The organism is Streptomyces sp. NPDC050164 (assembly GCF_044459945.1).
Lineage (GTDB): Bacteria > Actinomycetota > Actinomycetes > Streptomycetales > Streptomycetaceae > Streptomyces > Streptomyces coeruleorubidus_A.
Genome location: NZ_JBITJK010000003.1, coordinates 96,290 through 120,790, shown reverse-complemented (window position 1 = coordinate 120,790; position 24,501 = coordinate 96,290). Strand labels below are relative to the sequence as shown.

Below are 24,501 nucleotides of genomic sequence, written 5' to 3'. Positions count from 1 at the left end.
GTCAATTTTCGTCAAATCCGCCCCTGGTGAGAAAAACGTGTGAATGTTTCCGCGTGGTTCGGGCATACGCAGCGAAAACAGAGAGAGGGGCGCTACGTGCTCGTACCGGACCGGAAGGTCGTCAGGGAGTTGCTGACGCGGTATGCGTCGCTGAGGATCGCTCAGGCGGAGAGGCACGTGCCGACGGCGGCACGCGAGCTTGAGGACGTCAGCTACACGCTGTGCGTGATGATGGGAACGTCCGACATCACCGACGCCATCGCCCAGGCCGACGCCCTGCTGCTCACCAGGAAGCGGTCCGAGGAAGCGGACGCGGACGGGGAGAACGGTCTGACGCTGGTCGGCTGACATCTCGCAGGACCCGGTCATGAACCGGGTGGCGCCCCGGCGGCCCGTGAACGGGCAGCCGGGGCGTTCGCCTTCCCGTGGAACGCCGTGCGATACGCGTACGGCGTCGTACCCACCACTTTGCGGAACCGCTCCCGGAACGCCGTCGGCGAGCCGAACCCCGCCTGCCGCGCGATCCGTTCCACGCAGTGGTCGGTGTTCTCCAGCAGGTACTGGGCGCGCCGCACCCGCGCCCGTAGCAGCCACTGCAACGGAGTGGTGCCGGTCTGCTCGCGGAAGCGGCGGCTGAAGGTCCGCTCGCTCATCCCCGCACGCTCCGCCAGCGCGCCCAGGGTCACCTCGTGCGCGAGGTTGTCCTCGATCCACTCCAGCACCGGCTCCAGCGCCGACCCCCGCGGCACCGGCGGGTGCTCGTGCACGATGAACTGGGCCTGTCCGCCCTCCCGTTCCAGCGGCATGACCGACATCCGCGCGATGTTCGCCGCGACGGCCGACCCCAGGTCCCGGCGGATCATGTGCAGGCACAGGTCCAGCGCGGCGGCCGCACCGGCCGAGGTGAGGATCTGCCCGTTGTCGACGTACAGCACGTCAGGCTCCACCTCGACCTGCGGGAAACGGCGGGCCAGCTCACCCGCTGCCACCCAGTGCGTGGTGGCGCGCAGCCCGTCCAGCAGCCCGGCCTCCGCCAGCACGAACGCCCCCACGCACACGGACGCGATCCGCGTACCGGCCGCGGCCGCCTGCCGCAGGGCCGCCAGCACCGGCTCGGACGGCGGCGCGGCCTCGGGGGAGCAGCCCGGCACGATGATCGTGTCGGCCTCCGCCAGCGCCTCCAGCCCTCGGTCGACGTGCAGGGTGAAACCACCGTCCGCGCGCACCTGAGGCGTCTCGGCACACAACCGGACCCGGTAGGCCGGCCGCCCGTCCGGCATATGGGTCCAGGCGAACGTCTGCTGGGGCGCCGCCATGTCGAACGGCACCACTTGGTCCAGAACCAGGATCGCCACGGAGTGCATGACCGCCACCCTAGGCGCATTCCCGCCAGGCGCACGAAGCGCCGATGTGCCGGCCCGCGGCACAAGAGAGCAGGTCACAGGAGTTGGCGGGAATCCGTTGGAAGCTGTCGGTTCAGCCCATGGGTGATCGCGCCCGGGCTCCCTAACGTGGGCCCGGCACCGTCGACCGCATCATGGAAAGAGTTCCGGTGACCAAGATCCTGCTGTCCCTGCACGTGCTGGCCGCCATCGTCGCCATCGGTCCCGTGACCGTCGCGGCCAGCATGTTCCCGCCCGCGGCGCGCCGCGCCGTCCCCGCGGGCGGCGACGCCCCCGACCCCTCGGCGGTGAGCACGGTCGCGCTGCTGCACCGCATCTGCCGCGTCTACGCCGGTATCGGGCTGACCGTCCCGCTCTTCGGGTTCGCCACCGGCGCCGCGATGGGCGTCCTGGGCAGCGGATGGCTCGTGACGTCCATCGCGCTGACCGCCGCTGCCGCCGGCGTCCTGGTCGCCTTCGTCCTGCCCCGCCAGGAGGAGCTCCTCGGCCAACTGAACGGCGAACGGGAAGTCGAACACCGCAATACCGTTCAACTCGCCATGTTCACCGGCACCTTCAACCTCCTGTGGGCGACGGTCACCGTCCTGATGATCGTCCGGCCGGGCTCCACGACAGGAGCCTGAGCCCCGGCTGCCCGCATGTCACGGATGTCCGGTCTGCGTCAAGTCCACCCGGGTAATTCACACTCCGGGACACCCGTCCGCCTAGACTCGTCTCTCGTCCCCGCACGGGGCCGACGAGCAGAAAGGCGCGTTGACGGGTGTTCCAGGATTCCCCCATCTACGACCGACTCATCGCGGAGTGCGGCGATGTGCCCGCACAGGTTCGCCGCGAGGCCGAACGCGTGAGCAGGGAACTGGAGCTGGTCATGCGGCCCGCGCAGTCCCCCGGCTACGACCGGCCGCACTCCCCGGGCACCGGGTGGCAGCGTACGGCCATGCTGCCCGGGCCGCGGCCGCAGTGAAGCAGGACCGGTGGACGGCCGGTCCCGGTGCTCAACAGGCCGTCGTGTTCGCGCCGTTGACGTGCGACGGCGCCTCGGGAACGGGGCGGGCCAGCCACTCGGCGATGGTGCGGGCGATCGGCTGCCCCGTCTCCACCTCGACGAACCCGAACTGCCCTGACTGATTGCACTCCAGGAACCACCAGGTCCCGTCGGCGTCCTCGACGAAGTCGAAGGCCCCGTAAGCCAGTTCTGCCTCCCCCAGATAGGCCCGGACGCCCGGCGCGATGCACGACGGCACGTCGGTGGGCCGCCACGGTGCGCCGGGCGCGGCGAACCGCACGTCGACCTCGTCGGGGTCCGCGTCCGCGGCGGTCGCCTTGCGGGCCGCCAGCATCCGCTCGCCCACCGCGGTGAGACGGATGTCGGCCCGCTTGGAGATCCGCCGCTGAAGCAGCGTCGGCCCGAACGCGACCGCGGAGAAGTCTGTGTCCGGTGGGACGCGGCTGGTCGGCACGGCCCGGGGCGGGTCCTGCGGATGCGCGCCCGACACCGGCTTGACCACCAGGTCCGGGTAGCGCTCCGAGAACTCGCGGGCGGCGCGTGGGAAGGTCGTGATCAGCGTGGCCGGCACGGGCAGGCCGCACCGCTGGGCGAGGCGCAGCTGCCAGGGCTTGTGCCGGGCCCGGCGGGCCGCGTCGGGGTGGTTCATCCAGCGCGCGTCCGAGCCCCGCAGCATGCCGTAGAGCGCCTGGGCGGCCTCCTCGGTCAGCCACGCGGACGGCTGGGCCGCCCGCCCGGCCGGGGTGCCCGGCCGGCGTACCCACACCGACCGCAGCCCCCCGATGCTCACCAGCCGCCCCCCGGCGGACAGATGGCCGCGGAAACGGCCGTGGACGTATTCCCCGGACAGCGCGACACCACCGGTCAGATCGGCGGGGTCGACGCGGACCACCGGAACCCCCGTCGCGTTCAGGTGCACGACCACCATGTCCGCGGTCACATCCTCCTCGCAGGTGAGGATCAGTACCGTCATCTTCGGCGGCCCGTGGTCAGTCGTCGAAGTGCGTCTTGGAGCCGGCGGTGGACGTCGTGGTGCCGACCTCCCTCAACAGGGCGAAGTCGCAGGCGGCCACCCGGCCGTCGTGGAGCACGTTCAACTGCAGTCCGGCGTCGTACACGTACGGAGTGGCAGCTTCCAACTCCACTGCCGGGCGCGCGTAGTTGAGCGCGAACGGTTGCATCGTCTCTCCCTCGTCGGTGCTGCGCCGATCGAGCCGGATCCAGGGGCACGGCCACCCGGTCCGCCGACTCGTTTCGGCTCCCAGAGACTTATACGAATCGAACGGGTGGTTGGTTTCCTTACTTTCCGTAGTCATCGGGCCGGTTGGCGGTCCGGCCGGCGTGTCGTGCTGCGCTCCCGTTCGCCGAGGGAGCCGCGGACGGTGCGCAGAGCGAGCAGCAGGACGCCGATGTCGTCCAGGTACACCGGATCGGGCAGCACGTCGGCAGGCAGCACGAAATAGACAACCGCGCCCCAGAAGACCCAGCGCGGGCCCGTGGGCAGTCCCGCGCGCCGCAGTTCGCGCCGGGTTCTGACCAGCCGCACCAGGATGCCGACGGCGCAGGCGAGGACGATGGCCGCGACAACCGCGGCCAGGGTGATCACCGTTGTGGTCGTATCCACGGGCTGCCCTCCTCCTGGCGTGCCGCGACACGGGGTGTCCCTTCCTGGATTCCCGTTTCCGGCGGCTGTATTGCGGCCGGGGCCTGACATGTCGCCACGTCGGCGGATTCGGGGCGCCAAGTAATGGTCAGCGTAACGTCGCTCGTGACACGACGGGGGCGCAGGAGCGGCCGCACTCTTCCCCATGGAGGCGAGTATGACCACCTGGGCTTCATCACCCCGCTCGAACGAACCTGCCATACCCGACGAGCCGAACGGGTCCGCCCAGCCGTCCGCCGAGACAGCCGTCGCCACCGGCATGTACCAGGTGGAGCGGACGAGCACGCAGCCCGCCGCCGGCTCGCACGCGACGTACGGTTCGTCCGGCCGGCCGGGCATCGAGCCAGGCGCCACACGGCCCGCCTCCTGGGTCCCGGACGAGGCGGACAGGAGCTTCGCCCGGCCCGCCGCGACCGGATCGGACCCCTCGGATCAGGCGGATGCGCGGGCTGCTACTCCTGGCTTGGGCCAGTCGGACGAGGAGCGCGCGCGGGCCGCTGCCCCCGGCTTCGGCCACTCGGGTGAGGCGCATGCGCGCGCGGCTGCCCCCGGCTCGGACCAGGCGGACTCGGCGACCCGGCCCGCCGCCCCCCGGCTCGCACACGGCGACCGAGCGGTCTGCCACCCCCGCCCCGGGCGACGCGAGCACGCAGTCCGCTCCCTCCGGCCCGGACCCGGCGGCCGAGCGGTCCGCCGCGCCGGGCCAGGACTGGATGGACCCAGCGCAGGCGCGCCCCGCCCCGCCCGCACAGGAATGGCTGGACCCGGCTTGAAGCACGCCCTGTCGCCCCCGCCCCGAACCGCACGGACCAGGCGCCAGCCGAGCCCGTCCGGCCCGCCGCGCCCGGCCAGGACGAGACGGACCAGCCGACTGCGCGGCCGTTCGTCATCCGCTCCCTCGACGACCACCCGGTGGAGCTCCGGCCCGGCACCGGGCCGACCGGCGGCCCGCCGTACGGCGACGCGGTGAGCGACCTCGTACACGCCGCGGTGGCCGACCGGCCGCTGGAGGAGGTCGTCGACCTCATCACCTCGCTGGAGGAGTCGCCCGACCACACGCAGGCCAAGGTCGACGCGCTGCGCACCGCCGGGGTGAGCCGGCCCGTGGAGGACGTCTCCCGGCTGATCGCCATGCTGACGAAGCCCCCGCGCGACGCCGACTGCGGGGACGAGGCCATCCGGGCCGCCGCCGCGGGCCGGTCCGTCGGGGAACTGGTCGGGCTGATCGACCGCTTGGGCCTTGAACGTCTGGACCGCAACGGCCGGCTGCCGGCCGGGACTTCGCGTCCGGACGACGAGACCGGGGAAGCCGAGAAGCCCGGCCCGGCCGGGCAAGCGCCGTGCGGCACGCCCGGCTTCCGCCCGTGAGGCCCACCGGACGCTCGACGACCCGCCTGCGGACCGCGGCCGTGCGACGGACCGGCTCGCCAGGTCCGTGTCGTGGTCGGGCCGGCTCGCGGCCCTGGCACTGGCCCTGTGCGCGGTGGCCCACTCCCCGCTGCAACGCGGCGGAGCGTCCCTGCGCCTGCACGCGTTCGAGCTCGGCCTGCCGGTGCTGTGCACGGCCGGGGCGGTGGTGGTGCCCACGGTGCTCGCCGCGGCCCAGGCGTACGGGAGTTCGTTCCCGTCGGCGTCCCTGTCCCGGGCCGTGGACCTCGCGCTCCCCGCCGTGGCTCGCCACCGCGGCCGCCGTGTGCGCGGCACTGCTGGCTTTCGTCGCCCTGGTCTTCCGTATGGTGGCGCCTCTCGCGGGCAGACAGTGGGCGTCCGCGCCGGCGCCCGAGGCACGCCAAACGGCGGAGTGAGACCTACGCGCCCCGTACCGGACCGGATCCGCCCGCAGCGGGTCCGGTCGGGGCGTGGTTCGCCGTACGGCGGTCGAGCAGTCCGGTCAGCACCCGGTCCGGCGTCAGCGGGAGTTCACGGAAGCGGACACCGGTGGCGTGGTGGACCGCGTTGCCGATCGCGGCGGCCGTCCCGACGATGCCGATCTCCCCGATCCCCTTGCTGCCCATGGGGTTGAGACGGGGATCGTCCTCGTCCAGCCAGTGCGCCTCGATCTCGGCCACGTCGGCGTGCACCGGCACGTGGTACGACGCGAGGTCCGACTCCGTGAAGTCACCGAACGCGGCGTCCATCGTGCTGCCCTCGGTCAACGCCATGCCCAGGCCCATCGTCATGCCGCCGACGAACTGGGAGCGTGCGGTACGGGCGTTGAGGATGCGCCCCGCGGCGTACACCCCGAGCAGCCGGCCGACCCGGACCTCGCCGGTGACCGTGTCCACGGCGACCTCGGCGAAGTGCGCCCCGAAGGCGTGCCGCGCCCAGTCGCTCTCGGCGTCCGCCGTGCCCGTCGTGTCCGCGCGGGCGTCGAGACCCTGCTCTGGCAGCGGCCCCGGGTGCTCGGCCAGCCGCCGCGCCAGCCGGGCACCCGCCTCGTGGACCGCCCAGCCCCAGGAAGCGGTGCCGGACGAACCGCCGGCCAGTGGTGCCGAGGGAAGTTCGGTGCTGCCGACCTCGATCCGTACCCGCTTCAGCGGCACGCCGAGGGCGTCGGCGGCGACCTGCGCGAGCACGGTCCGGGCCCCCGTACCGATGTCCGTGGCGTTGATCCGCACCAGGAACGTCCCGTCGGGCAGCGCGCGGACCCACGCCGTGGCGGGCGACACCATGACGGGATACGTCGCCGCCGCCACGCCCGTCCCCAGCAGCAGGGGCCCTTCCCGGCGGGAGCCCGGCCGGGGGTCGCGCCCGGCCCACCCGAAGCGGCGGGCGCCCTCGCGCAGACACTCCACCAGGTGCCTGCTGCTGAACAGCTTGCCGCTGTCGGGTTCGACGTCCGGTTCGTTGCGGACGCGCAGCTCGACCGGGTCCATGCCCAGCTCGGCGGCGAGTTCGTCCATGGCGGACTCCAGCGCGTACATGCCCGGTGCCTCGCCCGGCGCCCGCATCCACGACGGCGAGGGCACGTCCAGCGCCACGACCCGGTGCTCCGTACGGCTGTGGGGTGACGCGTACATCACCCGCGCCGGTACCGCCGCCTGCTCCACGAACTCCTTGATCCGGGAGGTGTGCGTCGTGACCTCGTGCACGAGGGAGGTGAGGCGCCCGTCCGCGTCGGCGCCGAGCCGCAGCCGGTGCAGGGTGGGAGCACGATGCCCGACGACGGCGGGCAGGTACCGGCGGGGCAGCGCCACCGTGACCGCCCGACCGGTCTGCCGCGCCGCCGTCGCGGCGAGCACCACGTCGGGCCGTGGCGTGCCCTTGGAGCCGAAGCCGCCGCCGACGTGCTCGGCGGTGACGACGATCCGCTCCTCGGGAATGCCGAACAGCCCGGCGAGCACGGCCTGTACCGCACCGGCACCCTGGCTGGAGGTGTGCACGGTGAGCCGGCCGTCGTCCCAGCGGGCGGTGCTGGCGTGCGGCTCCATGGGGTGGTTGTGCAACGGCGGCACCCGGTAGGCGACATCGACCCGGGCGGCCGAGGAACCGAACGCCCCGTCGGGGTCGCCCCGTTCGCGGACGGCCGGATACTCGGCATTGGCGTCCTCGGGGACGTACACACCCGGGTGCGACGCGGTGAGGGTCACATCGTGTTGCTCGGCGGCGTAGTCGACGCGGACCGCGGCGGCACCGGCCCGCGCCGCCTCCAGGGTCTCGGCCACCACCAGGGCCACGAACCAGCCGCGGTGCGGAACCCGGGGCTCCTGGAGCACGGCGAGCGTGGCATCGTCCGGCTCGGCGAGCCGCGGTGCGTTCTCGTGCGTGAGGACGGCGATCACACCGGGCACGGCCAGGGCCGCCGCCGTGTCGACGCCGGTCACCCGGCCCCGGGCGACAGCCGCCGGCACGGGCCAGGCCTGGGCCCGGCCGGGGAAGTGGTACTCGGCGGCGTAGCGGGCGGTGCCGCTGACCTTCTCCCGTCCCTCCCGGCGCTCGGCAGGGACGCCCACGCTGCCGGTCATGAAGTCCTCCTCGTCAGCGCCGCCTCCGCCAGCCGGGACAGCACGTCCACGGCGATCCCCCGGGCCAGCGGCACCTTGTAGGCGTTGTCGCGCAGCGGCTGCGCGGCGGACAGTTCCAGGTCGACGGCGTGCTCGAACGCGGCAGCGGTCGGAGCCGCGCCCAGCAGAGCCTCCTCCGCCCGCCGGGCCCGCCACGGCCGGTGCGCCAGCGCCCCGAACGCGAGCCCCACGTCGCCGACCACACCGTCCGACACCCGCAGCACGGCCGCGACGGACGCGAGCGCGAAGGCGTACGAGGCCCGGTCGCGGGCCTTGCGGTACGCCGACGGCAGCCCGGCCGTGACGGCCGGCAGCACCACGCCGGTGACCAGTTCGCCGGTCCGGATCACGGTGTCCTGCTCCGGCCGGTCCCCGGGCAGCCGGTGGAAGTCCGCCGCCGCGACACTCCGGGCGCCCTCGGGGCCGTACAGCTCGACACGCCCGTCGAGAGCGGCCAGCGCCACCGCCATGTCCGACGGGTGGGTGGCGATGCAGTGCGCGGAGTGCCCGAGCACCGCGTGATCTCGGTGGACGCCGTCCCGCGCGCCGCAGCCGCTGCCCGGCTCGCGCTTGTTGCACGGCTTCGACAGGTCCTGGAAGTACGGGCACCGGGTGCGCTGGAGCAGGTTGCCGCCGGTCGTCGCCGCGTTGCGCAACTGCCCCGACGCCCCCGCGAGCACCGCCTGCGACAGCGCCGGGTACCGGTCGCGCACGAGGGGGTGGGCCGCGAGGTCGCTGTTGCGCACCATCGCCCCGATCCGCAGCGCACCGTCCGGCAGCTCCTGCACCGCGTCCAGCGGCAGCCGGGTGACGTCGATGAGGGCGGCGGGCCGCTCGACGCCGAGCTTCATCAGATCGACGAGGTTGGTGCCGCCGCCGAGATAGCGGGCACCGGCGTGGGAGGCGTACGCGGAGGTCGCCTCCTCGACGCTCCCGGCGCGGACGTAGGCGAACTCCTTCACGGGATCACGTCCTCCACGGCCTCGGCGATCCGCGGATACGCACCGCACCGGCACAGGTTGCCGCTCAGCCGCTCCCGGATCTCCGCCCGGTCCAGCGGCACCGGTCCGGCCGAGGGCGTCGCCGGGTCGGTGACGTGCGAGGGGTGACCGGCCGCCGCCTCGGCGAGCATGCCGGCCGCGGAGCAGATCTGGCCCGGGGTGCAGTAGCCGCACTGGAAGGCGTCGCGCTCCAGGAAGGCCCGCTGCAGCGGGTGCGGGCCCTCCCCGTCGCCGGAGAGCCCTTCGACAGTCGTGACCTCACAGCCGTCCAGGGCGACCGCGAACAGCAGACAGCTGTTGACGCGCCGCCCGTCCACCAGGACCGTGCAGGCACCGCACTGGCCGTGGTCGCACCCCTTCTTGGCGCCCGTGAGATCCAGGTCCTCCCGCAGGAGGTCCAGCAGGACCCGCCGGTGGTCCACGGTGAGCGTGTGGGGTTTGCCGTTGACGCGGAGCGTGGTCTCCGAGTGGTACTGGTCGTTGCCCATGGCGTGGAGGACCTTCCCGGACGGGCCGTACTGCCGTACGGACCGCGTATCCACCAGACCACGGCTGACACGTGCGCCCCGTCAGGAAGAGGACCTGCCCTTGAAGCGTTCGAACGTACGTGTGAGCTGTTGCAGTGGAGACGCTACGGGAGTGTCGGAGGACTGCTGCCGCACGGGAGCGGCCTCGGCGGACTCCTGGTAGGCGGCCAGGGCCTCGTGGGCGCGTTCGGCGGCCTCCCGGTACAGGTCGCGTGACCTGGTCATGGCCTCCAGTGCTTCGGCGTACATGGCCACGAGCCCGCGCTGACGCTCCAGCTCCTCCTGGAGCGTCAGCAGGTGCCAGTCCTCCCGCAGCGCGGCGAGGGCGTCCTCGGCGCCGTCGGGCAGCGGACTCGGCAGCGCGGCGTACCGCGTCACCGCGTCGACGAGGTCCGTCGGCTCCGAGCCGTCGAGGAAGACCGCGCGGACGGAGTAGTCCTCGGCCGCGTAACCGTCCGGCGCCGGGGTGCCGGGCAGCACCACGGCACCGCCGCGCGGCACCTGGACCCCCAGGTCGCGCAGGGCCCAGTTGAGGCCCCGGTGCTGCTGGGGCGCGGCGCGGTGCTCCACCACACGGTGCCGCAGCCCCGGCGGGAGCCACCGCGCCACCGGCACCCGGCCGCGGTCGTCGGTGGTCATCGCCTCGTGGACCACCACGTGGATGTGCCACCCGCCGCGCACCGCGTTCCTGAACAGGCGCCGCGTCTCCTTGTCGTCCTGGGGGAGCGGATTGATCTCCCGCAGGGACAGCTCCGCGACGCCGTCCCGGTCCCAGGCGACGTCCGGCTCCTTTGGCCAGAACAGCCCGGCGGGCGACGGCCAGTGGTCGTTCCACGGCTGCTCGGCCTCCGCGACCAGAATCCACTCCTGCCCGCCCTCCGGCCCGGGCGTCACGCCGATCCGGGCCCGCACGGTCACCGTCTCGTCCACCCGCCAGCGGGCCTCGAAGACCCGCTCCGCCGGGGCGGCTTCGGTCTCGGCCTCGGTCCCGGCCTCGGGCAACTCCAGAAAGTCGTCGATGGCCCGACTTCGCTTGCGTTCCTCCAGCGAGCGCCGGAGAACGTCTTCCGCGGCGCCGTCGGCATGGCGGCCTCGGGCCAGCCAGACAGTGGCGGGAGTCATGGGGCGGACGGTGGAGGAGGTCGGCATGGGTCCAACTGTGAACGGGGGCAGGTGCGCCTGCCAGTATCGTCGCCGCAGGCCGACGGGGATAACCCGGGGTCACACTCGCGGCGGCGCCATGCGGCACCCGGCGGCGCCAGGGGACAGCGCCGGGCGACGGCGCGCACGGGGTGTGCGCGCCGCGCGCACATCGGCGGATCACACTCGTGGCCCCACCGGCACCGGGTCCCGACAATGGTCCGCACGAGCAGGGCCCGCCCACCATCCGCATCGGGGCGGGTCCTGCTCGCTTCACCCGACGCGGTTCACTCCCGGCGAGAAGGCCGTCCTGGGGACGGGAGTGTGCCCACGGCCTTGAGGGTCGGTTCTCAGGACCGGCGCCGTCCCAGGGGATCGCCTCGACCGAGCCCAGGCCGTGGGCGAGGTAGTGGTACAGGGCAGCGGTGTCCTGGCACAGGGCGTGCGCCACCAGGTTGGTGGGGCCGGGGGTGTGTGCCACGAAGGCGAGCTCGTCATGGCCGGCCAGGGGCGTGGCCACCTCGTCGAGAGGCGCCGGGGCCACCGCCATCCACAGCAGGACCTTCTTGACGCTGCCGCCCAGCAGCGCGGGGTCGATCTCGACGTCGAAGAAGGTCGTTCCACCCGCCCGCAGCTGGTCCAGTCGGCGCGAGACCGTGGCCGGGGACCAGCCGGTACCGTCGGCGAGCTCTCCGACGGTGGCGCGCCCGTCGTGCCGCGGTGCCGCCATCGGCGCGTGATCGGCGGGGGAGAGTGTACGTGCCGGCACCGGTCCGGGGACGGTGACGCGGCCTCCCCTGCGCATCTCGTTGCCCGCGGCATGAGTTGCTGCCGCGGTGTGAGCGCGTTCGCACTCATCCGCCAGGGCGTGCGCCAGCCCAGTTAGGTGTGCAGCAGGTGATGGGCGGACACGGCGGTGAGGCCCACAATGGGCGGCAGTTCGTGCAGCAGCAGGGAATGAATGACCGTGGGCGGTACCCAGCGGGGTCTCCAGCACGGCGACGATCTCGGTGCCCCCGCCGGTGAGGTACACCCACGAGGTGTCCGGACGGCGCACCAGGGCGTGCGCGAGGTCCAGGGCGGTCCCCGGTGCGGTGGTCAGCCGCAGCAGCCACTGCTCATGACCCGTCAGCTGCGGGTCGGGCACCCCGACGACGCGGAGCGCCGCCTGTTCGCGCAGCCGGTCGTAGCGACGCGAGTCGAGGACATCGACGGCGCGGCGGGCGCGGCGAAGTCACTGGGCGGAACCGTCGTCTCCGGGCCGCCGAAGTGGCCGGTGTCGGACGGGTCGCCCTCCTGAAGGACCCGGCAGACGTGACCTTCGCCCTGGTCCAGTTCGCCTGACGGCGTCCGAACGCCCTGGTGGGTGGGCCGCCTCGGCCGGCCGGGGCGGCACGGCCGCCACCCGGACGGACCAAGCGGCTGTGTTCGTCCGCGTCCACGGCGTGTGCTGCCCAGCGGGCGATATCCCTGAAGGATCCGGCTGCGCCCCACAGGCGATCTTGGCGTGCGTCCCACAGGATGGTGCCGGTTGCCCGGCCATGTGCCGACGAGGGCAGCCGCTTTCCGTGTGCGGCGGACTGCCGCCCAGCTTTCCTCAGGGAGTACCGCATGGCTGTGAAGACGGAGGAACTCCTACCGGTGCTGGAGGATGCGCGCCAGGCGCATGTCGCGGTCCTGGACCGGTTCCGGGCGGATACGAGTGTCACCCCACCGGGCCCGTACCGGCAGATGCTCGAACGCCAGACCATCGAGATCCACAACAGTGTGCAGCGCATCGAGCGCCAGGAACGCACTCTTCGTCCGCGGGGCCTGCTGGGCACCGCTGCCGGTGTGACGCGCTCCGTCTCACAGGGGGCCGTGCGGACGACGATGCTGCCGCTGACGATCGCGTCGAGGATGGTCAGGGGGGTGCTGCCCGGCGGGGGTCCGGCCGATCCACGGCGGTTGATGAGGAACGCGGAGGACGAATACGCGGCTGCGGCACGTGCACTGGCGGCCTGCCAGGCCGGGGAGGTCCTCGCCGAACAGGTGGACGCTCAGTCCACCGCCGACCTGCTGGGCTCGCTACGCCGGCAGGACGAGAACCTCCTGCGGGAGCTGGAGGACAGTCTGGCCGAACAGGCCCGCACCGTGGCGGCGTCCACGAACGGCTTCGTCCCCCGCGAAGGCGGGAACGGCGGTCTGACCGACGCACTGGCCCAGACCATGCGCACCGCCTTCGAGCGGGTACGGGACGCCGCCGAGCGCGGCATCCGCCTGGCTCAGGATGCGGCCGAGGGCGCGGGGCGGGAGATGCCCGAGCCCGGCCCCATGGCAGAGGAAGTGCTGGGAGCGGTCAGGCGCGAGGAGGACCTGCCCATTCCCGGGTTCAGCCAGCTCAGCACAGAACAGATCAAGGAGCGGCTGCACACGCTGTCCCAGCTGGATCTGACGGTGATCGAGGGCTACGAGCGCGCCCACGCCCACCGCAAGCGGGTCCTGGACGCCATCGAGCAGCTACGGGAATCCGAGCCGTGGACCGGCTACGACGCCATGGACACGGCGGAAGTCACCGCGAGCCTGGAGGACGCCCCCGACGGCGTGAGCCGTCGGGTACTGCAGTACGAACAACGCCACCGGCGACGGCAGGAGATCATGTCCTCCGCCCGGGCACGAGTGTCGGGCTGAAAGACCTGAGGTAAGGCAGGGAATGGGGGACAGCCAAGCTCGAGGACTACCGAGAGCAGGCCGGCCAGTGACCGTGACCTCGACCCACACGGCGGTTTCTCCGGTCGTGGAGGCGACGGCGACCGAACCGACCGGACATTTCGTGCAGGCCCCGGGGACTGGCCGAAGCCTCGACCTTCACCGTCCACAACGCCGGCGTCCGACGGCAGGGAGCGGGCCTGGTCGACGAGGCCGTCCTGCCGCTGGAGACTCCGGCGCCGAACCCCGCGGAAGACCCTTTCGCCGCGGACACCTTCCGAGCCCATCTGTCGCTGGTGTCACACGACATGGGGCTAGGGCGCCGAGCTTTCGGCGCTCGGGCTGCGGGTGATCAAGTCGGCGACCCGAGCGATCATCTGGCTCTCCTCGCCGTTGCGGGCGGTCGTCGGGTGGTACGCGAGCACGAAGCGGCGCCGCTGGTCACGGGTGGAGAATGCGGCGTTCTTGTAGCCGTACGTCTCGCCGGTCTTGCCCCAGAGGGTCACGCCGTTGACGGTGGCCTGCTGCAGGCCGGTGCTGTAGCGGGCCGGGGAGCCGTCCAGCATGCGCACGTCGTTCGGGGGCAGGGTGAACATCAGCTGGAGCAGCTCAGGCGGGAGCAACTCGCCGGAGAACAGCGCGGCGAGCATCCGGTCGAGGTCGCTCGTGGTGGAGATCATGTCGCCCTCGCCGCGGGAGGACGACTGGTCGTAGGTGGTGATGTCCCGCAGGCTGCCGTCGGCCATCCGCAGATAGCCGTGCACGTGCCGGCCGTGGATGCGCGGGTCGTTGCCGGGCACGACGGTGCGCGCCAGGCCCAGCGGACGCAGGATGCGGGCCCTGACGGCTTCCCCGTACGGGCGGCCGGTCACCTTGTCGATGATCAGAGCGGCCAGTACGTAGTTGATGCCGCGGTACTCCTGCCGGGTGCCCGGGGCGAACTTCAGCGGCCCGTGCGTCGCCGTCGCCACCCACTCCTGCGGCGTCCAGTGGTCGAAGCGGTGGCGGAACACCTCCTCCGCGGTGTCGGGCTCCGGGATACCGACGTGGTCGGGCAGTCCGCTGGTGTGGTTCAACAGATGCGCCACGGTGACCACCGCGAAGCGGGCCGGCAGCAGTCCCGGCAGGACGCGCCGCACCGGCGCGTCCAGGTCGACCCGGCCCTCCGCTACCAGCTGCAGCACCACCGTGGCGACGAAGACCTTGGTGATGCTGCCGATCCGGACCTTGTCATGTGCCGTCACCGGCCGCCGCGTGCTGATGTCCGCCACGCCCGAGGTGCCGCACCAGTGACCGGCCGTGCCGCCGACGCGCAGCTGGGCCGCGGTCGACGGCGGGTGCTCCAGGTCGTCGATCGCCGCCCGCAGGGCACGGGGATCCAGCGGCGGGAGCAGTGCGGACGAGGCGCTGGCGCGGCGCGCGGGCAGCGCTGCGGTAGCGGCCAGCGCGGCCGTCCCTAACAGGGTGGCGCCCGCAAACGCCCTTCGTGACATGCGCGTTGAGGTCATGCCCCTCACGATGTCAGCGGGCACGCGCCCGAGCATCGGGGTTCATCCCGGAGCGATCCCCGATCACACCCTGACCCGCCCCGCACACGGATGACCTTCGCGGCCACCGCCGCACAGTTGCTGGCGCCCGGAGTGGGGGCGCAGCTCGCTCAAACGGGCGAGGGAGTCATCGATGTCCTCGCCGCGGCGCTCCACAAGGCCGTCGGTGAACATCAGAAGTGTCTCGCCGGGGGCCAGTCCACGGGGGGAGGTGCCCGGCACCGGCGAAGGCCACGACACCGCGGACGGGGTCGCCTCGCGCCAGGAGGCACGTCGCGGGCCGCCTGGCGCCGGCGTCCGTGACCGCGGCCGGGTTTCGCCCACCGGGACCTCGGCGGTCGAAGCGCACTGAAAGACACCGACCTGGCCCGTGTGTGGTACCGCTGAAGTCGCGTTTCCCATGAGGAAGTTGAACGTAGAGCGAACATCTGCGTCAGAGCTGTGACGCGCTGTTCGGACAGACATACGGTGACCCCACCATCTGAGCTCTGAGAGTGGCGGGGGACCACCAGTGGAGTGGCTGAGCATCGAGAACGTCATCGCCGTCGGCACGTCCGTCCTCGGTCTCTTCGTGCCCATCGCGATGTTCCTGTACGACCGCCGGGTGCCGCGCCGCAAGCTGATCGGCTACCGCGTACAGATGGACAGCCCCATAGGCGACGGGTCGTCCAACCCCCGTCTGGGCGATTTCGACGTACCGAACATGGCCGACGCGTCGCTTGTCCTGCTGCGCATCGAGAACGACGGATCGCAGAGCGTCGCCGACAACGACTACACCTCGTCCGAGGTCCACGGTCTGACCGCCGAGTTCACGGGCCGCACGGTCCAGGCCGTCGCGGTCACCCAGCCATCCGGCATCGAGCATCTGAACAGTCACTTCACGAGCGCCAACGGGTTCGAACACGTCGGCAGTACGGTGACCATCCCGCGCGTCCCGCTCAATCCGGGCGACCACTTCAAGCTGTTGGTGCTGCTCTCCGGCGGTCCGGCCGAAGGGGAGGTCAAGCTGATCGGCGGCCTCCGGGACGGCCGGGTCCACCGCAACAGCGCTCCGAAGCCGGACGAGAAGCTTCGTACGTTCAGCCTCCCGGCCCGGCTGCTCAGCGGCGCGCTGGCCCTCGCCGTGCTCGCCCTCGCCGGCATCATCGTGCTGCGCGTCGGCAATCCGATCGAGTGCGAGCAGGGCGAGTTGACCCTGACGGGCTCGACCGCCTTCGAGCCCGTCGTCCAGACGCTCGCCAAGCAGTACGAGAACAAGTGCCAGGGCGCCGACATCTCCGTCGAGGCGCGGGGCAGCGAGGGCGGCGTGTCCGCACTCGCGGAGCTGGGTGAGCGGTCGCCGAACGCCGCGCAGTCAGTGATCGCCTTCTCGGACGGGCCGATGGGGGAGCGCTGGGACCTGACGGGGAAGGAGGTCGCGCTGTCCTTCTTCACCCTCGTCGTCCACAAAGGCATCGACCTCGGCTCGCACGGACTGTCCCCCCAGGAGGTGCGGGACATCTATGCGGGCAAGTACCAGCGCTGGGGCCAGGTTGTTCCCGGCCAGGAGGAGATCGCCGACCTGCCGATCGTCCTGGTCAGCCGGGGCGACGAGTCGGGTACGCGGCAGATCTTCCAGGACAGGGTGCTCAAGGGGTGGGAGCGGGCGCCGAGCACGTCACTGGACTGCAGGCCGCCCGAGCGGGCCGGTGACACCGTCACGCGCTGCGAACTCGGCTCGACCAGAGCTGTGCTGAACAAGGTCCAGGAACAGCCCGGCGCCATCGGCTACAGCGAAGTGGGCCTCGCCAAAGAGCGGGGCGACAAGGTGACGATGGTTCCCCTGGCCGGCGACTGGCCCGACGACCGGCAGATCGACCTGGGCGCGGGCCGCTACCCGTACAAGGACATCGAGTACGCCTACACCTACGGCCCCGCTCGCGCCGGCTCCCTCGCCGCCAGCTTCCTGGCCTACCTCGACGAGTCCACCAGCCAGAACGTGATCCGAGGCAAGGGGCACCTGCCGTGCCTGCGGGAGCCGGAGCAGTGCCGGTGAGGTCCTTCACCGTGCCCGCCACGTCCTCGATCGGGACGGCGGGATCGACCCGGTGCTGGTAGGGCAGGTAGATACGGGCGGTACGGCTGTTCTGGCCAAGTACCGCTCCGGTGACAGCTCGGCTGTGTCGAAGTACCTCACAGCCTGATCGACAGCGGTCCGGATGAGCGCGACCATGTCCTTGCGGCTGGTGACCGGGCCATACATAGTGCCCGTCATGGTCTGGCAACCCAGACCGAGCACCGATGCCAAGAGTGACGCGGTCGATGCCCTCGCGGCGACGTTCGGCGCCGTCGCTTACCTGTCAATTTGGGTACAAAAGGGCTGCTCCGGCGTGAGCATGTTCGAGTGTGGGTCGGCGGCCGGTGGCCATCGCCGCGTCGGCAGGAGCGAGGCCGGCCGTCGGGTGTGTGTCCAGCGGGGGATGGCCTGTGCCGTGGGCGGCCGCCCATTACATTGGCCGCGGCCCACCCGCGACGGCCCATCGCGCTGGTGACACTTGGTCGGTCACCGGCACGTTTTCATCGCTTGCCAGAGGCCGCTCCCCGTATCGGGGACGCCCCTCGTACGGAGGTCACTGCCATGACGCAGGATGCGAAGTCCCCGAAGAAGCTGCAGCGTAACCGCTCCACACTCACCCACAAGCTCGGCTACGCCCTGACCCACCCCGGCCGTGTCGCCCCGTACCTGCGTCGAGCCTCCCGCGACACCTGGCTGCGCCTCAAGCATCCTGATCACGTCGGCTATTACCGCGCGGTCATGGCCTCGGACACCCGGCGCAACCCGGAGGCAGCTGTCGGCAGCCAGACCCACGAACGCTGGTTGGCACTCGGGCAGATGCAGTTCGACTACCTCGTCGAGCACGGGCTGCGCCCCGAGCACCGGATGCTCGACATCGGCTGCGGCAACCTGCGCGGCGGCTGGCGCTTCATCGACTACCTCGATACCAACAACTACTACGGCATCGACATCTCGCCGGACATCCTGATCGCCGCCAAGAAGACCCTCGTCGAGCGCGGGCTCCAGGACAAACTGCCGCACCTGACCATCACCGGCGACCTCACCTTGGACTTCCTGCCCGGCGACCACTTCGACGTCGTACACGCGCACAGCGTCTTCTCCCACTCGCCGCCGACGCTGATCGAGGAGTGCCTCGCCCACGTCGGCCGTATTCTGACCGACAAGGGGTTCTTCGACTTCACCTTCGACCGTACGGAGGGCGCCGAACACCAGGTGCTGCGCGAGGACTTCTACTACCGCACCGAGACCCTCTTGGCCATGGCTCGCAAGCACGGCCTTCACGGCAGTTTCATGGACGACTGGGAGAAGCGGCCCCACGGCCAGTCGAAGATCCGGGTGAGCCGCTCCCCGCTACCGGCTCTCGACCAGCACGACGGCTGACCCGGCGCCGGCCGCCGGTGAGAGCGCTTCGCGGGCCCGGACCTTGTCCTTGGTCGGGCAACGCCGCACCAGCACCACGGGTGAACCGGCCCAGGTGGGAGCGCCGTGGCCGTCTCGGGCAGGCCAGAGCGCGCGCAGCCGGTCGCGAGGATCGAGGATCCACGCCTCGGCCCTGACGATCAGCGGCTCGAACCACACGGTAGCGCCAGCAGGACCAGCAGACCCGCGGACCAGCCGAGTAGCACGTCAGTCGGCCAGTGCGTACCGAGGGAGACAGTGGTGAGGCCGATGCCCAACGCCATCGCCGCCGACCATGCGGACAGCCGGCGCCGCACTCTCGGAGGGGAGGTCGGATACGTCAGGATTCCCCATGTCACCACGGCACCCCGCTGACCGAGCAGTCGAGCCGCACCAGCCAAGAAGTGCTCACCCACGGGAACCCGGACGATCGCCAGGTGGAGGGCCAGCGTCCCGGTGAAGAGCATGATGCGGTGAGGCTCATTGTCCGCGGGGTGAGTGATCGTTCGCTAGCCGCCCCATCGACATTACATTCAGTGAGCGAATTCAATCTCTCCGTGCTGACATCCGGGGGGTGCCAGTGTTAACGACGGCCAGCGGTCGCAGGAGGGCCGCATCCACCGTTGGGCGCCTCAAGGGGCGCCACACCCCCGGCCATCCGGTCGTGCCCTGCCCGGCACGTGGACGACTGCCAGTCGCGCTGCTCAATGACACGACGACGTCCCCGTCACCCGGGCGTCGGCTGTGAGTGACGTTCCCGTCGTCCGGCACGCTGAGGAAAGAGATCCCCAGTGGGGTCTGGGTGCCTGCACTCCGTGGGGAGGCAAGCGGGCGCCGACGTGCAGGGGCAGGCTCGTTCAGTCCCCCCGTGACGGGTCTGCCCCTGCTACTGAGGCGACCTCCTGCCGGAGTGGAATGGTCCGGGGACCGGTGTGTCTGTTCGAGGGCTGGGAGACCGAGACCATGCACGCTCGCGGTTGGTCCCGGGCCGAACCGCCCGAAGCTCACCAGCCCGTCGGCCCCGCCCGGCCTCGTACCGCGTGGGCGGGGCCGAGCACCAGGAGACTGCCTCGGTCGTCCTGAGGCAGCCGCCGTACTGACCGCCTGGGAGACACGGCTCTGATCAGTGGATAGAGCCGCCAGCCGCGACTTGGTCGCTGACCGCGCGCACCAAGTGCAGTCAGTGACCGCCGACGCGGTGCCGGTCTCCTTTCTTCACCGACGGTTTCTTGGTGGAGGGGTGTCCCACACGGTGATGACCAGTGTCGGCCGCGCCGGGCTGGAGCGAGGAGCCGACCAACGGGCACGATCCACGGCCGTGCCGTTAGCGACTGCCGACCGCGCGGTGTAGCGTCGTTATATAGCAGTCGTGGTTCCGAAGTCTCGTTCGCCCGTGATCACGATCATGGGCGTTCTTGCTGTTCAGCGCCTCTCCGGACCAGGGCGATCACCTCCCGGGCCTGCAGGGTGCGAGCTCGGGTTTCCTCGAAGGAGCAGGCCATGGCCAAGGGCACCGTGAAGTGGTTCAACAGCGAAAAGGGATTCGGCTTCATCGAGCAGGAGGGCGGCGGACCTGACGTCTTCGCCCACTACTCCAACATTGCCGCTCAGGGCTTCCGTGAGTTGCAGGAGGGGCAGAAAGTCGAGTTCGACGTCACGCAGGGCCAGAAGGGACCGCAGGCGGAGAACATCCGACCGGCGTGACCACAGCGCCGCGCAAGGACGGATCGGCGCTGTGCGGGTCGTTGCCCACGGGGCGGGCAGGCGTTCCCCCGTAGCAACGCCTGCCCGCTGCGTCTCTCAAGGCCCGCGGCCCGCGAGCAGGCCGCTGCGGCAGGCTGGCCCCGGCAATCATCAGGCTCATCGTCGTCACGTCGGCGGCTGCGGCGTGCCGCCGGTGGGACACGGCACGACGGCCGTCACCGTCCTGCCCGCCGCGTGGATCTTCACCTGCACGTCCGCCGAGAGTTCCTGCACCGCATTCCAGCCGATTCCGCCCGGCACCCGGGACCCAGCGAGGGGCGACGGAAGCCGTGCAGCCAGGAGAGTTGGCGCAGGAGCCGCCGGTACCTGTCGTGGTCGTAGCCACGGTCGGCGAACAGAGTGTCGGGCCGCCGCGGCCGTCCGACGACACCGGCCATCGCAGGGTGGCAACGGGCATCGCGCCGCCGGCCGGCGGCGCGATGCCCGGCTGGGGCCCGGAAGGTCAGCCGCCGTGCACGGCGCTGACGAGGTCGGGCAGGAGCTTCGCCGCGTTCGGCGTCCCCAGTCCGGTGACGGGGTCCCATCCTGTGCCGGCCGAATAGCCCGGGACCGACGTCTCGGCGGTGTTGTTGCCCACGGTGACGTCGTTGAAGTCGGCCGCGTAGGTGGCCGGGTTGGACGCGAGCTTGTACAGAGCCGGGTTGATCCGTCCGAGCCCACCGTGGTTGATCTGGGCGGCGATGGAGACCAGGCCCGCCCACTGGGGACACGCCAGTGACGTGCCGCCGATGTCGTACCAGCCCGTGCTGCACGGTGTGCTGCCGCACTTCAGCCCGCTCTGGCCGTCGGGCGGGAGGGACAGGTACACCAGTGCTCCCGTCGACGGACTCGCCTGCAGGGAGATGTCCGGAACGCCGCGCATAGCGCCGATGGCTGCGCTGCCGGCCGGCAGTACGCCCGACTGGTAGTCCGGCTTGGCGAAGACGCTGCTGTAGCCGCCGCCGGAACCGGTCCAGCCGGTCTCCGATTGGCCGGGGCCGTTCTGGCAAGCCCCCGGCGGGGAGGCGCTGTCGACGACCCTGCCGATGGTGGCACCCGGGTCGGTGCACAGGTTCGTGCCGCCCACCGACGAGCCGAGAACGGTGACGCCGCTGTGTGCCGCCGACTTGAAGGCGTAGCGCAGGTTCTGAAGCGATCGGGCGCTGCCGAAGGCGCCCTCCGCCGAGGCGAACGACTGGGAGATGACGGTTGCGAGGTGATGCTCGACGACGTACTGCTCGGCGGCCATCATCCGAGGGAAGCCCTGTACCCCGAGGGTCTCTGCGGTGGGGGTGGTCACCAGCAGGATGTTGGCGCCGGGTGCCATGGCATGGGCGGTCTCGACGTCAAGAGCCACCTCCAGCGCCCACGCGCTTTTGTCCTCCTGCCCGGGGCTGTTGCTCGTGGACGGCGGCGCTTTGGTGGCGGGCGAACCCTGCAGATGAAGCTCGCTGAAGGTCGGCATGCCGGACGCACAACTGACGCCCTCTTCCCCGCACATGGGCGCAATGCCGAATGCACGGTCGAAGACATGCAGGTCGTGTGCCATGGTGTCGCTGCCGTAGGAGTCGACGATGGCGATCGTCTGACCGCGTCCGTCGTCCCCGGCTGAATGCAGCGGGCCCACGTTGTAGGCGGCCTGGATGGACTGCGGGGTGAAGCAGCGGCGTCCTGCTGACGCACACTGCGACTGGGGGGGTGGAGTCTGACTGGTGGTCACCTGTGTGTAGTCGGCCACGGTAGGCCGTACTCGCGGATAGGCGGCCTGGTAGGCCGCGCTCGTCGCGGGGACGGCGCCCGCCGCCGCGAGGCTAGCCCTCGCGGTTGCCCGCCCGACGCACTTGTCCTGTCAACAATGATCAAAGAATGGCCCTTGCCGAACCGGTCGAGCGGGCGGCCCGCACCGATGTGATGCTCCCCACGAGCCCGGTATGAAAGGCGACGATCGGGCAAGGCTCACGTGCATGCCGCACATGCACAACCCTCGGCAGGTGACGTGATGGCGGCGGAGACCGGGGCACCCCGGACGCTGCCCGCCACAGCGACCGCAGTCGAGACCGCTTCCACAACTCCGGTGCCTTCACTGCCGTCGCTCACGGGACTGCGATGGATGGCGGCGGTGCTGGTCTTCGGGCTGCATGTGCGCAACTTCGGCTACTTCGGGGGCACCGGCGGGCGTATCGCGACGTGGGGGTTCGGGGCCGGGGCCACCGGGGTGTCGTTCTTTTTCATCCTCTCCGGCTTCGTCCTGATGTGGTCCGCACGGCCGGGCGAGCGAGCACCGGCGTTCTGGTGGCGGCGTATCGCCCGGATCTATCCGGTCCACCTCGCCACCGCCGCGATCGCGCTGCTCATGGGCCTCACCCTGGCCCATCAGGTGAAGCCCACCCTGTATCAGGCCCTGTCCAATGTGCTGCTGTTGCATGCCTGGTGGCGCCCCTGGTGGCAGACGCTGGATCCCGTCAGCTGGTCGCTTGCCTGCGAGGCATTCTTCTATGCCGTCTTTCCGCTGTTGGCTCTCTGGCTGCGCCGCCTGGGAGCCCGGGGATCGGCCGTCCTGGCCGGTCTGTCGGTGCTGGCGGTGCTGGTGCTGGCCTGGTCGGACGCGCACCACTGGCTGGGCCAGCCGCTCTACTCCTTCCCGGCGGCCCGCCTCCCCGAGTTCGTCCTCGGTGCCGCTGTCGCCCGTATGGTCAGTCTCGGGCAATGGCGCGGGCCCGGCCTGGAGGCCTCACTCGCCCTGGCGATCACCGGCTACTTCCTCGTCCCCCAAGTCCCCGCCGGGTACCCGGCCACCACCTGCACCCTCATCGGCTTCACTGTGCTCATCCCGGCGGCGGCCGTCGCCGACCTACGCGGCCTCCCCTCGCTGTGGCGGCACCGAAGGCTGGTGCGACTGGGTGAACTCTCCTTCGTCTTCTACATGATCCATCTACTTGTGCTGCGGATCGGTACCAACCTGCTCGGCAACTCTCCGCACTTCGGCCTGCTGTCCGCGCTGACCGCCACCGTCGTCGCGTTCTCCGTGGCGCTGGGGTTGTCCTGGGCCTTGTACGAGGGCCTGGAACGCCCGGCCAGACGACTGCTGCTGCGCCGCATCCGTTTCCAGGACCGTGTCCCGTGAACACCGCGCCGGTCAGCCGGCCGTCGGGCGGCAGTCATAGAGGGTGAAACTCCCATCCGTCCGACGCTCTTCGTATGCGAAGGCCCGTGGCGGGCCGGGCAGCCGCGCGGCGGCCTGGCGCGGGCCTACGAAGAGGAGACCGCCAGCGCGGTGGCGCCCAGCAGGACCGCCCGCCCGACGCGACGCCCCGCCCGGGGCCGCCAGCAGGTAGACCGCCACGAAGACCGGCAGCAGCAGCCAGGCCTGCAGCATCTTCGCCTGGAAGGCCAGGCCGACCCACATCCCGCAGGCCGGCAGCGGCAGCAACCGTCCGCTGCGCGCCGCCGGCAGGAGCACCCCGGCGGCCAGCACCAGCAGCAGGGCGAGCAGCTCGTCCGGGATGGTGGCCCGGTCGAGCGCCGCCGTCACGGGAGTGGCGGTGAGCGCCAGTGCCGCGATCAGGGCGGCCAGCGGCCCGGCCCAGGCGCGCACCGTCCGGTGCAGCACGTAGATGGTGAGCACGCCCTCCATCACGTGCGGCAGCGCCACCGCCCAGGTGTGCGGGTCGAAGAGCCACACCGAGGCCGCGTCGGGCCAGAAGCCGCCGGGTGTCTTGTCGATGCTGATCGTGCCGCTGGGGTCGAGGCCGCCGAAGAGGAACGCCCGCCGGCTGGTGGCCATGGAGCGGATGGCCGCGCCGTAATAGGGGTGCACGACGGCCTGGTTCAGGCCCCAGCCGTAGAGCAGAGCGGCGGCGGCGAGCACGCCGAGCAGGCTCGCGCGCTCCCAGCGCGCGGGGGTGTCCCACCCCGCGTCGAGGGCGTCGCTGCGGCCGGAGCGGTCGGCCCTGCGGCGGTGCGCGCCGGTTTCCCGGGCACGGGGAGCGGTGGCCATGAGACGGGGCCGTCCTTCGTGCGGTGCTGGTTGGGCTCGGGGCGGTAGGTACCGCTACAGGCGGCGGGCGGCGCGGAAGCTGCGGGCGTAGAAGTCGGTGCCGTCGAGCAGGGCGTGGCCGGCGAGGTCGCCCATGGTGGGGCCGTTGGCGGCGGAGCGGCTCGAGTAGAAGCGGGGGCGGCCCGCGTTGTCGAGGCCCAGGTACATCCCGCAGTGGTCGATGACGTTCGGCTCGGCCGTTGGCGGCCCGTACCACGGTGCGGGTCGGGTTGCCGGGCCGCTCGAACCGGTGGCCGTCTACGGGCCTTGCCTGGGGCACGGAGCCGTC

Annotated in this window: 24 protein-coding genes and 2 pseudogenes; 10 read left to right on the top strand and 16 right to left on the bottom strand. The window is 71.5% G+C overall.

Features of this window, described 5'->3' with window-relative positions; all coding sequences use genetic code 11:
* Nucleotides 1-96 precede the first annotated feature (96 nt).
* Nucleotides 97-348, top strand: a complete 252-nt coding sequence (locus ACIBNA_RS05930; RefSeq protein ID WP_399164034.1) for a DUF5133 domain-containing protein — start codon at nucleotides 97-99, stop codon at nucleotides 346-348.
* A gap of 17 nt (nucleotides 349-365) precedes the next feature.
* Here ACIBNA_RS05930 and ACIBNA_RS05925 read toward each other — a convergent pair whose 3' ends face one another.
* Nucleotides 366-1,364 (bottom strand): GlxA family transcriptional regulator, encoded by a 999-nt coding sequence (locus ACIBNA_RS05925; protein WP_399164033.1) that lies wholly within the window; start codon nucleotides 1,362-1,364, stop codon nucleotides 366-368.
* A 188-nt stretch (nucleotides 1,365-1,552) separates the two neighbouring features.
* Here ACIBNA_RS05925 and ACIBNA_RS05920 point away from each other — a divergent pair, with 188 nt between their 5' ends.
* Both ACIBNA_RS05920 and ACIBNA_RS05915 read left to right on the top strand, forming a co-directional pair.
* Entirely contained in the window at nucleotides 1,553-2,026 is a 474-nt protein-coding gene (locus tag ACIBNA_RS05920; RefSeq protein ID WP_399164032.1) for a hypothetical protein, read from the top strand.
* A 137-nt stretch (nucleotides 2,027-2,163) separates the two neighbouring features.
* Complete coding sequence (locus ACIBNA_RS05915) at nucleotides 2,164-2,367, top strand: hypothetical protein (protein ID WP_059414305.1); 204 nt, start codon at nucleotides 2,164-2,166, stop codon at nucleotides 2,365-2,367.
* Nucleotides 2,368-2,398: 31 nt separating this feature from the next.
* On the opposite strand, the gene tgmB is transcribed toward ACIBNA_RS05915, so the two are convergent.
* The 3 genes from tgmB to ACIBNA_RS05900 form a co-directional block, all read right to left on the bottom strand.
* Nucleotides 2,399-3,382 carry an ATP-grasp ribosomal peptide maturase gene (gene tgmB / locus ACIBNA_RS05910; RefSeq protein ID WP_399164031.1) on the bottom strand — a complete coding sequence of 328 codons (984 nt, stop codon included), beginning with the start codon at nucleotides 3,380-3,382 and terminating at the stop codon, nucleotides 2,399-2,401.
* 16 nt (nucleotides 3,383-3,398) lie between these two features.
* Nucleotides 3,399-3,590 carry a putative ATP-grasp-modified RiPP gene (gene tgmA, locus ACIBNA_RS05905; protein WP_274821697.1) on the bottom strand — a complete coding sequence of 64 codons (192 nt, stop codon included), beginning with the start codon at nucleotides 3,588-3,590 and terminating at the stop codon, nucleotides 3,399-3,401.
* 131 nt (nucleotides 3,591-3,721) lie between these two features.
* Nucleotides 3,722-4,033, bottom strand: coding sequence for a YkvA family protein (locus ACIBNA_RS05900; RefSeq protein ID WP_399164030.1), 312 nt, complete (start codon nucleotides 4,031-4,033; stop codon nucleotides 3,722-3,724).
* 951 nt (nucleotides 4,034-4,984) lie between these two features.
* On the opposite strand from ACIBNA_RS05900, the gene ACIBNA_RS05895 reads away from it, so the two are divergent.
* The gene (locus ACIBNA_RS05895) at nucleotides 4,985-5,440 is read left to right on the top strand and encodes a hypothetical protein (RefSeq protein WP_399164029.1); all 456 of its coding nucleotides are present in this window, start codon (nucleotides 4,985-4,987) and stop codon (nucleotides 5,438-5,440) included.
* A gap of 440 nt (nucleotides 5,441-5,880) precedes the next feature.
* On the opposite strand, the gene ACIBNA_RS05890 is transcribed toward ACIBNA_RS05895, so the two are convergent.
* The 4 genes from ACIBNA_RS05890 to ACIBNA_RS05875 form a co-directional block, all read right to left on the bottom strand.
* Entirely contained in the window at nucleotides 5,881-8,037 is a 2,157-nt protein-coding gene (locus ACIBNA_RS05890; RefSeq protein ID WP_399164028.1) for a xanthine dehydrogenase family protein molybdopterin-binding subunit, read from the bottom strand.
* Nucleotides 8,034-9,038, bottom strand: a complete 1,005-nt coding sequence (locus ACIBNA_RS05885) for an FAD binding domain-containing protein (RefSeq protein ID WP_399164027.1) — start codon at nucleotides 9,036-9,038, stop codon at nucleotides 8,034-8,036. The genes ACIBNA_RS05890 and ACIBNA_RS05885 overlap by 4 nt, the downstream gene beginning before the upstream one ends.
* The gene (locus tag ACIBNA_RS05880) at nucleotides 9,035-9,565 is read right to left on the bottom strand and encodes a (2Fe-2S)-binding protein (RefSeq protein ID WP_399164333.1); all 531 of its coding nucleotides are present in this window, start codon (nucleotides 9,563-9,565) and stop codon (nucleotides 9,035-9,037) included. The genes ACIBNA_RS05885 and ACIBNA_RS05880 overlap by 4 nt, the downstream gene beginning before the upstream one ends.
* A gap of 81 nt (nucleotides 9,566-9,646) precedes the next feature.
* Nucleotides 9,647-10,753 carry a hypothetical protein gene (locus tag ACIBNA_RS05875; RefSeq protein WP_399164026.1) on the bottom strand — a complete coding sequence of 369 codons (1,107 nt, stop codon included), beginning with the start codon at nucleotides 10,751-10,753 and terminating at the stop codon, nucleotides 9,647-9,649.
* Between the two features lie 958 nt (nucleotides 10,754-11,711).
* On the opposite strand from ACIBNA_RS05875, the gene ACIBNA_RS05870 reads away from it, so the two are divergent.
* Nucleotides 11,712-12,044, top strand: coding sequence for a hypothetical protein (locus ACIBNA_RS05870; protein ID WP_399164025.1), 333 nt, complete (start codon nucleotides 11,712-11,714; stop codon nucleotides 12,042-12,044).
* A gap of 311 nt (nucleotides 12,045-12,355) precedes the next feature.
* The gene (locus ACIBNA_RS05865; protein ID WP_399164024.1) at nucleotides 12,356-13,414 is read left to right on the top strand and encodes a hypothetical protein; all 1,059 of its coding nucleotides are present in this window, start codon (nucleotides 12,356-12,358) and stop codon (nucleotides 13,412-13,414) included.
* A 332-nt stretch (nucleotides 13,415-13,746) separates the two neighbouring features.
* On the opposite strand, the gene ACIBNA_RS05860 is transcribed toward ACIBNA_RS05865, so the two are convergent.
* Together ACIBNA_RS05860 and ACIBNA_RS05855 are read right to left on the bottom strand one after the other, a co-directional pair.
* Nucleotides 13,747-14,940, bottom strand: a complete 1,194-nt coding sequence (locus ACIBNA_RS05860) for a serine hydrolase domain-containing protein (protein WP_399164023.1) — start codon at nucleotides 14,938-14,940, stop codon at nucleotides 13,747-13,749.
* A gap of 126 nt (nucleotides 14,941-15,066) precedes the next feature.
* A pseudogene (locus ACIBNA_RS05855) lies at nucleotides 15,067-15,268 on the bottom strand (hypothetical protein); the annotation flags it as partial.
* A 222-nt stretch (nucleotides 15,269-15,490) separates the two neighbouring features.
* On the opposite strand from ACIBNA_RS05855, the gene ACIBNA_RS05850 reads away from it, so the two are divergent.
* Together ACIBNA_RS05850 and ACIBNA_RS05845 are read left to right on the top strand one after the other, a co-directional pair.
* Nucleotides 15,491-17,014, top strand: coding sequence for a PstS family phosphate ABC transporter substrate-binding protein (locus tag ACIBNA_RS05850; protein ID WP_399164022.1), 1,524 nt, complete (start codon nucleotides 15,491-15,493; stop codon nucleotides 17,012-17,014).
* A 582-nt stretch (nucleotides 17,015-17,596) separates the two neighbouring features.
* The gene (locus ACIBNA_RS05845) at nucleotides 17,597-18,415 is read left to right on the top strand and encodes a class I SAM-dependent methyltransferase (protein ID WP_399164021.1); all 819 of its coding nucleotides are present in this window, start codon (nucleotides 17,597-17,599) and stop codon (nucleotides 18,413-18,415) included.
* Here the strand turns inward: ACIBNA_RS05845 and ACIBNA_RS05840 are convergent.
* Both ACIBNA_RS05840 and ACIBNA_RS05835 read right to left on the bottom strand, forming a co-directional pair.
* Entirely contained in the window at nucleotides 18,386-18,613 is a 228-nt protein-coding gene (locus ACIBNA_RS05840) for a hypothetical protein (RefSeq protein WP_399164020.1), read from the bottom strand. The genes ACIBNA_RS05845 and ACIBNA_RS05840 overlap by 30 nt on opposite strands.
* Entirely contained in the window at nucleotides 18,595-18,900 is a 306-nt protein-coding gene (locus ACIBNA_RS05835) for a phosphatase PAP2 family protein (RefSeq protein WP_399164019.1), read from the bottom strand. The genes ACIBNA_RS05840 and ACIBNA_RS05835 overlap by 19 nt, the downstream gene beginning before the upstream one ends.
* Nucleotides 18,901-19,933: 1,033 nt before the next feature.
* Between ACIBNA_RS05835 and ACIBNA_RS05830 the strand changes: the two genes are divergently transcribed.
* Nucleotides 19,934-20,137 (top strand): cold-shock protein, encoded by a 204-nt coding sequence (locus tag ACIBNA_RS05830; protein WP_007379522.1) that lies wholly within the window; start codon nucleotides 19,934-19,936, stop codon nucleotides 20,135-20,137.
* A 317-nt stretch (nucleotides 20,138-20,454) separates the two neighbouring features.
* On the opposite strand, the pseudogene ACIBNA_RS05825 reads toward ACIBNA_RS05830, so the two are convergent.
* Together ACIBNA_RS05825 and ACIBNA_RS05820 are read right to left on the bottom strand one after the other, a co-directional pair.
* A pseudogene (locus ACIBNA_RS05825) lies at nucleotides 20,455-20,580 on the bottom strand (IS5/IS1182 family transposase); the annotation flags it as partial.
* A 59-nt stretch (nucleotides 20,581-20,639) separates the two neighbouring features.
* Complete coding sequence (locus tag ACIBNA_RS05820) at nucleotides 20,640-21,896, bottom strand: hypothetical protein (protein ID WP_399164018.1); 1,257 nt, start codon at nucleotides 21,894-21,896, stop codon at nucleotides 20,640-20,642.
* A gap of 354 nt (nucleotides 21,897-22,250) precedes the next feature.
* Here ACIBNA_RS05820 and ACIBNA_RS05815 point away from each other — a divergent pair, with 354 nt between their 5' ends.
* Entirely contained in the window at nucleotides 22,251-23,300 is a 1,050-nt protein-coding gene (locus ACIBNA_RS05815) for an acyltransferase family protein (RefSeq protein WP_399164017.1), read from the top strand.
* Between the two features lie 12 nt (nucleotides 23,301-23,312).
* Here ACIBNA_RS05815 and ACIBNA_RS05810 read toward each other — a convergent pair whose 3' ends face one another.
* Entirely contained in the window at nucleotides 23,313-24,173 is an 861-nt protein-coding gene (locus ACIBNA_RS05810) for an ArnT family glycosyltransferase (RefSeq protein ID WP_399164016.1), read from the bottom strand.
* A gap of 54 nt (nucleotides 24,174-24,227) precedes the next feature.
* Nucleotides 24,228-24,380 (bottom strand): hypothetical protein, encoded by a 153-nt coding sequence (locus ACIBNA_RS05805; RefSeq protein WP_399164015.1) that lies wholly within the window; start codon nucleotides 24,378-24,380, stop codon nucleotides 24,228-24,230.
* Nucleotides 24,381-24,501: the final 121 nt, after the last annotated feature.

What these genes read in the sequence shown, in the direction of transcription:
- ACIBNA_RS05925 (WP_399164033.1), bottom strand. Translation starts at nt 1,364, where the DNA reads ATGCACTCCGTGGCGATCCTGGTTCTGGACCAAGTGGTGCCGTTCGAC.
- tgmB (WP_399164031.1), bottom strand. Translation starts at nt 3,382, where the DNA reads ATGACGGTACTGATCCTCACCTGCGAGGAGGATGTGACCGCGGACATG.
- tgmA (WP_274821697.1), bottom strand. Translation starts at nt 3,590, where the DNA reads ATGCAACCGTTCGCGCTCAACTACGCGCGCCCGGCAGTGGAGTTGGAA.
- ACIBNA_RS05890 (WP_399164028.1), bottom strand. Translation starts at nt 8,037, where the DNA reads ATGACCGGCAGCGTGGGCGTCCCTGCCGAGCGCCGGGAGGGACGGGAG.
- ACIBNA_RS05880 (WP_399164333.1), bottom strand. Translation starts at nt 9,565, where the DNA reads ATGGGCAACGACCAGTACCACTCGGAGACCACGCTCCGCGTCAACGGC.
- ACIBNA_RS05875 (WP_399164026.1), bottom strand. Translation starts at nt 10,753, where the DNA reads ATGCCGACCTCCTCCACCGTCCGCCCCATGACTCCCGCCACTGTCTGG.
- ACIBNA_RS05865 (WP_399164024.1), top strand. Translation starts at nt 12,356, where the DNA reads ATGGCTGTGAAGACGGAGGAACTCCTACCGGTGCTGGAGGATGCGCGC.
- ACIBNA_RS05860 (WP_399164023.1), bottom strand. Translation starts at nt 14,940, where the DNA reads ATGACCTCAACGCGCATGTCACGAAGGGCGTTTGCGGGCGCCACCCTG.
- ACIBNA_RS05845 (WP_399164021.1), top strand. Translation starts at nt 17,597, where the DNA reads ATGACGCAGGATGCGAAGTCCCCGAAGAAGCTGCAGCGTAACCGCTCC.
- ACIBNA_RS05835 (WP_399164019.1), bottom strand. Translation starts at nt 18,900, where the DNA reads ATGCTCTTCACCGGGACGCTGGCCCTCCACCTGGCGATCGTCCGGGTT.
- ACIBNA_RS05830 (WP_007379522.1), top strand. Translation starts at nt 19,934, where the DNA reads ATGGCCAAGGGCACCGTGAAGTGGTTCAACAGCGAAAAGGGATTCGGC.
- ACIBNA_RS05810 (WP_399164016.1), bottom strand. Translation starts at nt 24,173, where the DNA reads ATGGCCACCGCTCCCCGTGCCCGGGAAACCGGCGCGCACCGCCGCAGG.
- ACIBNA_RS05805 (WP_399164015.1), bottom strand. Translation starts at nt 24,380, where the DNA reads ATGTACCTGGGCCTCGACAACGCGGGCCGCCCCCGCTTCTACTCGAGC.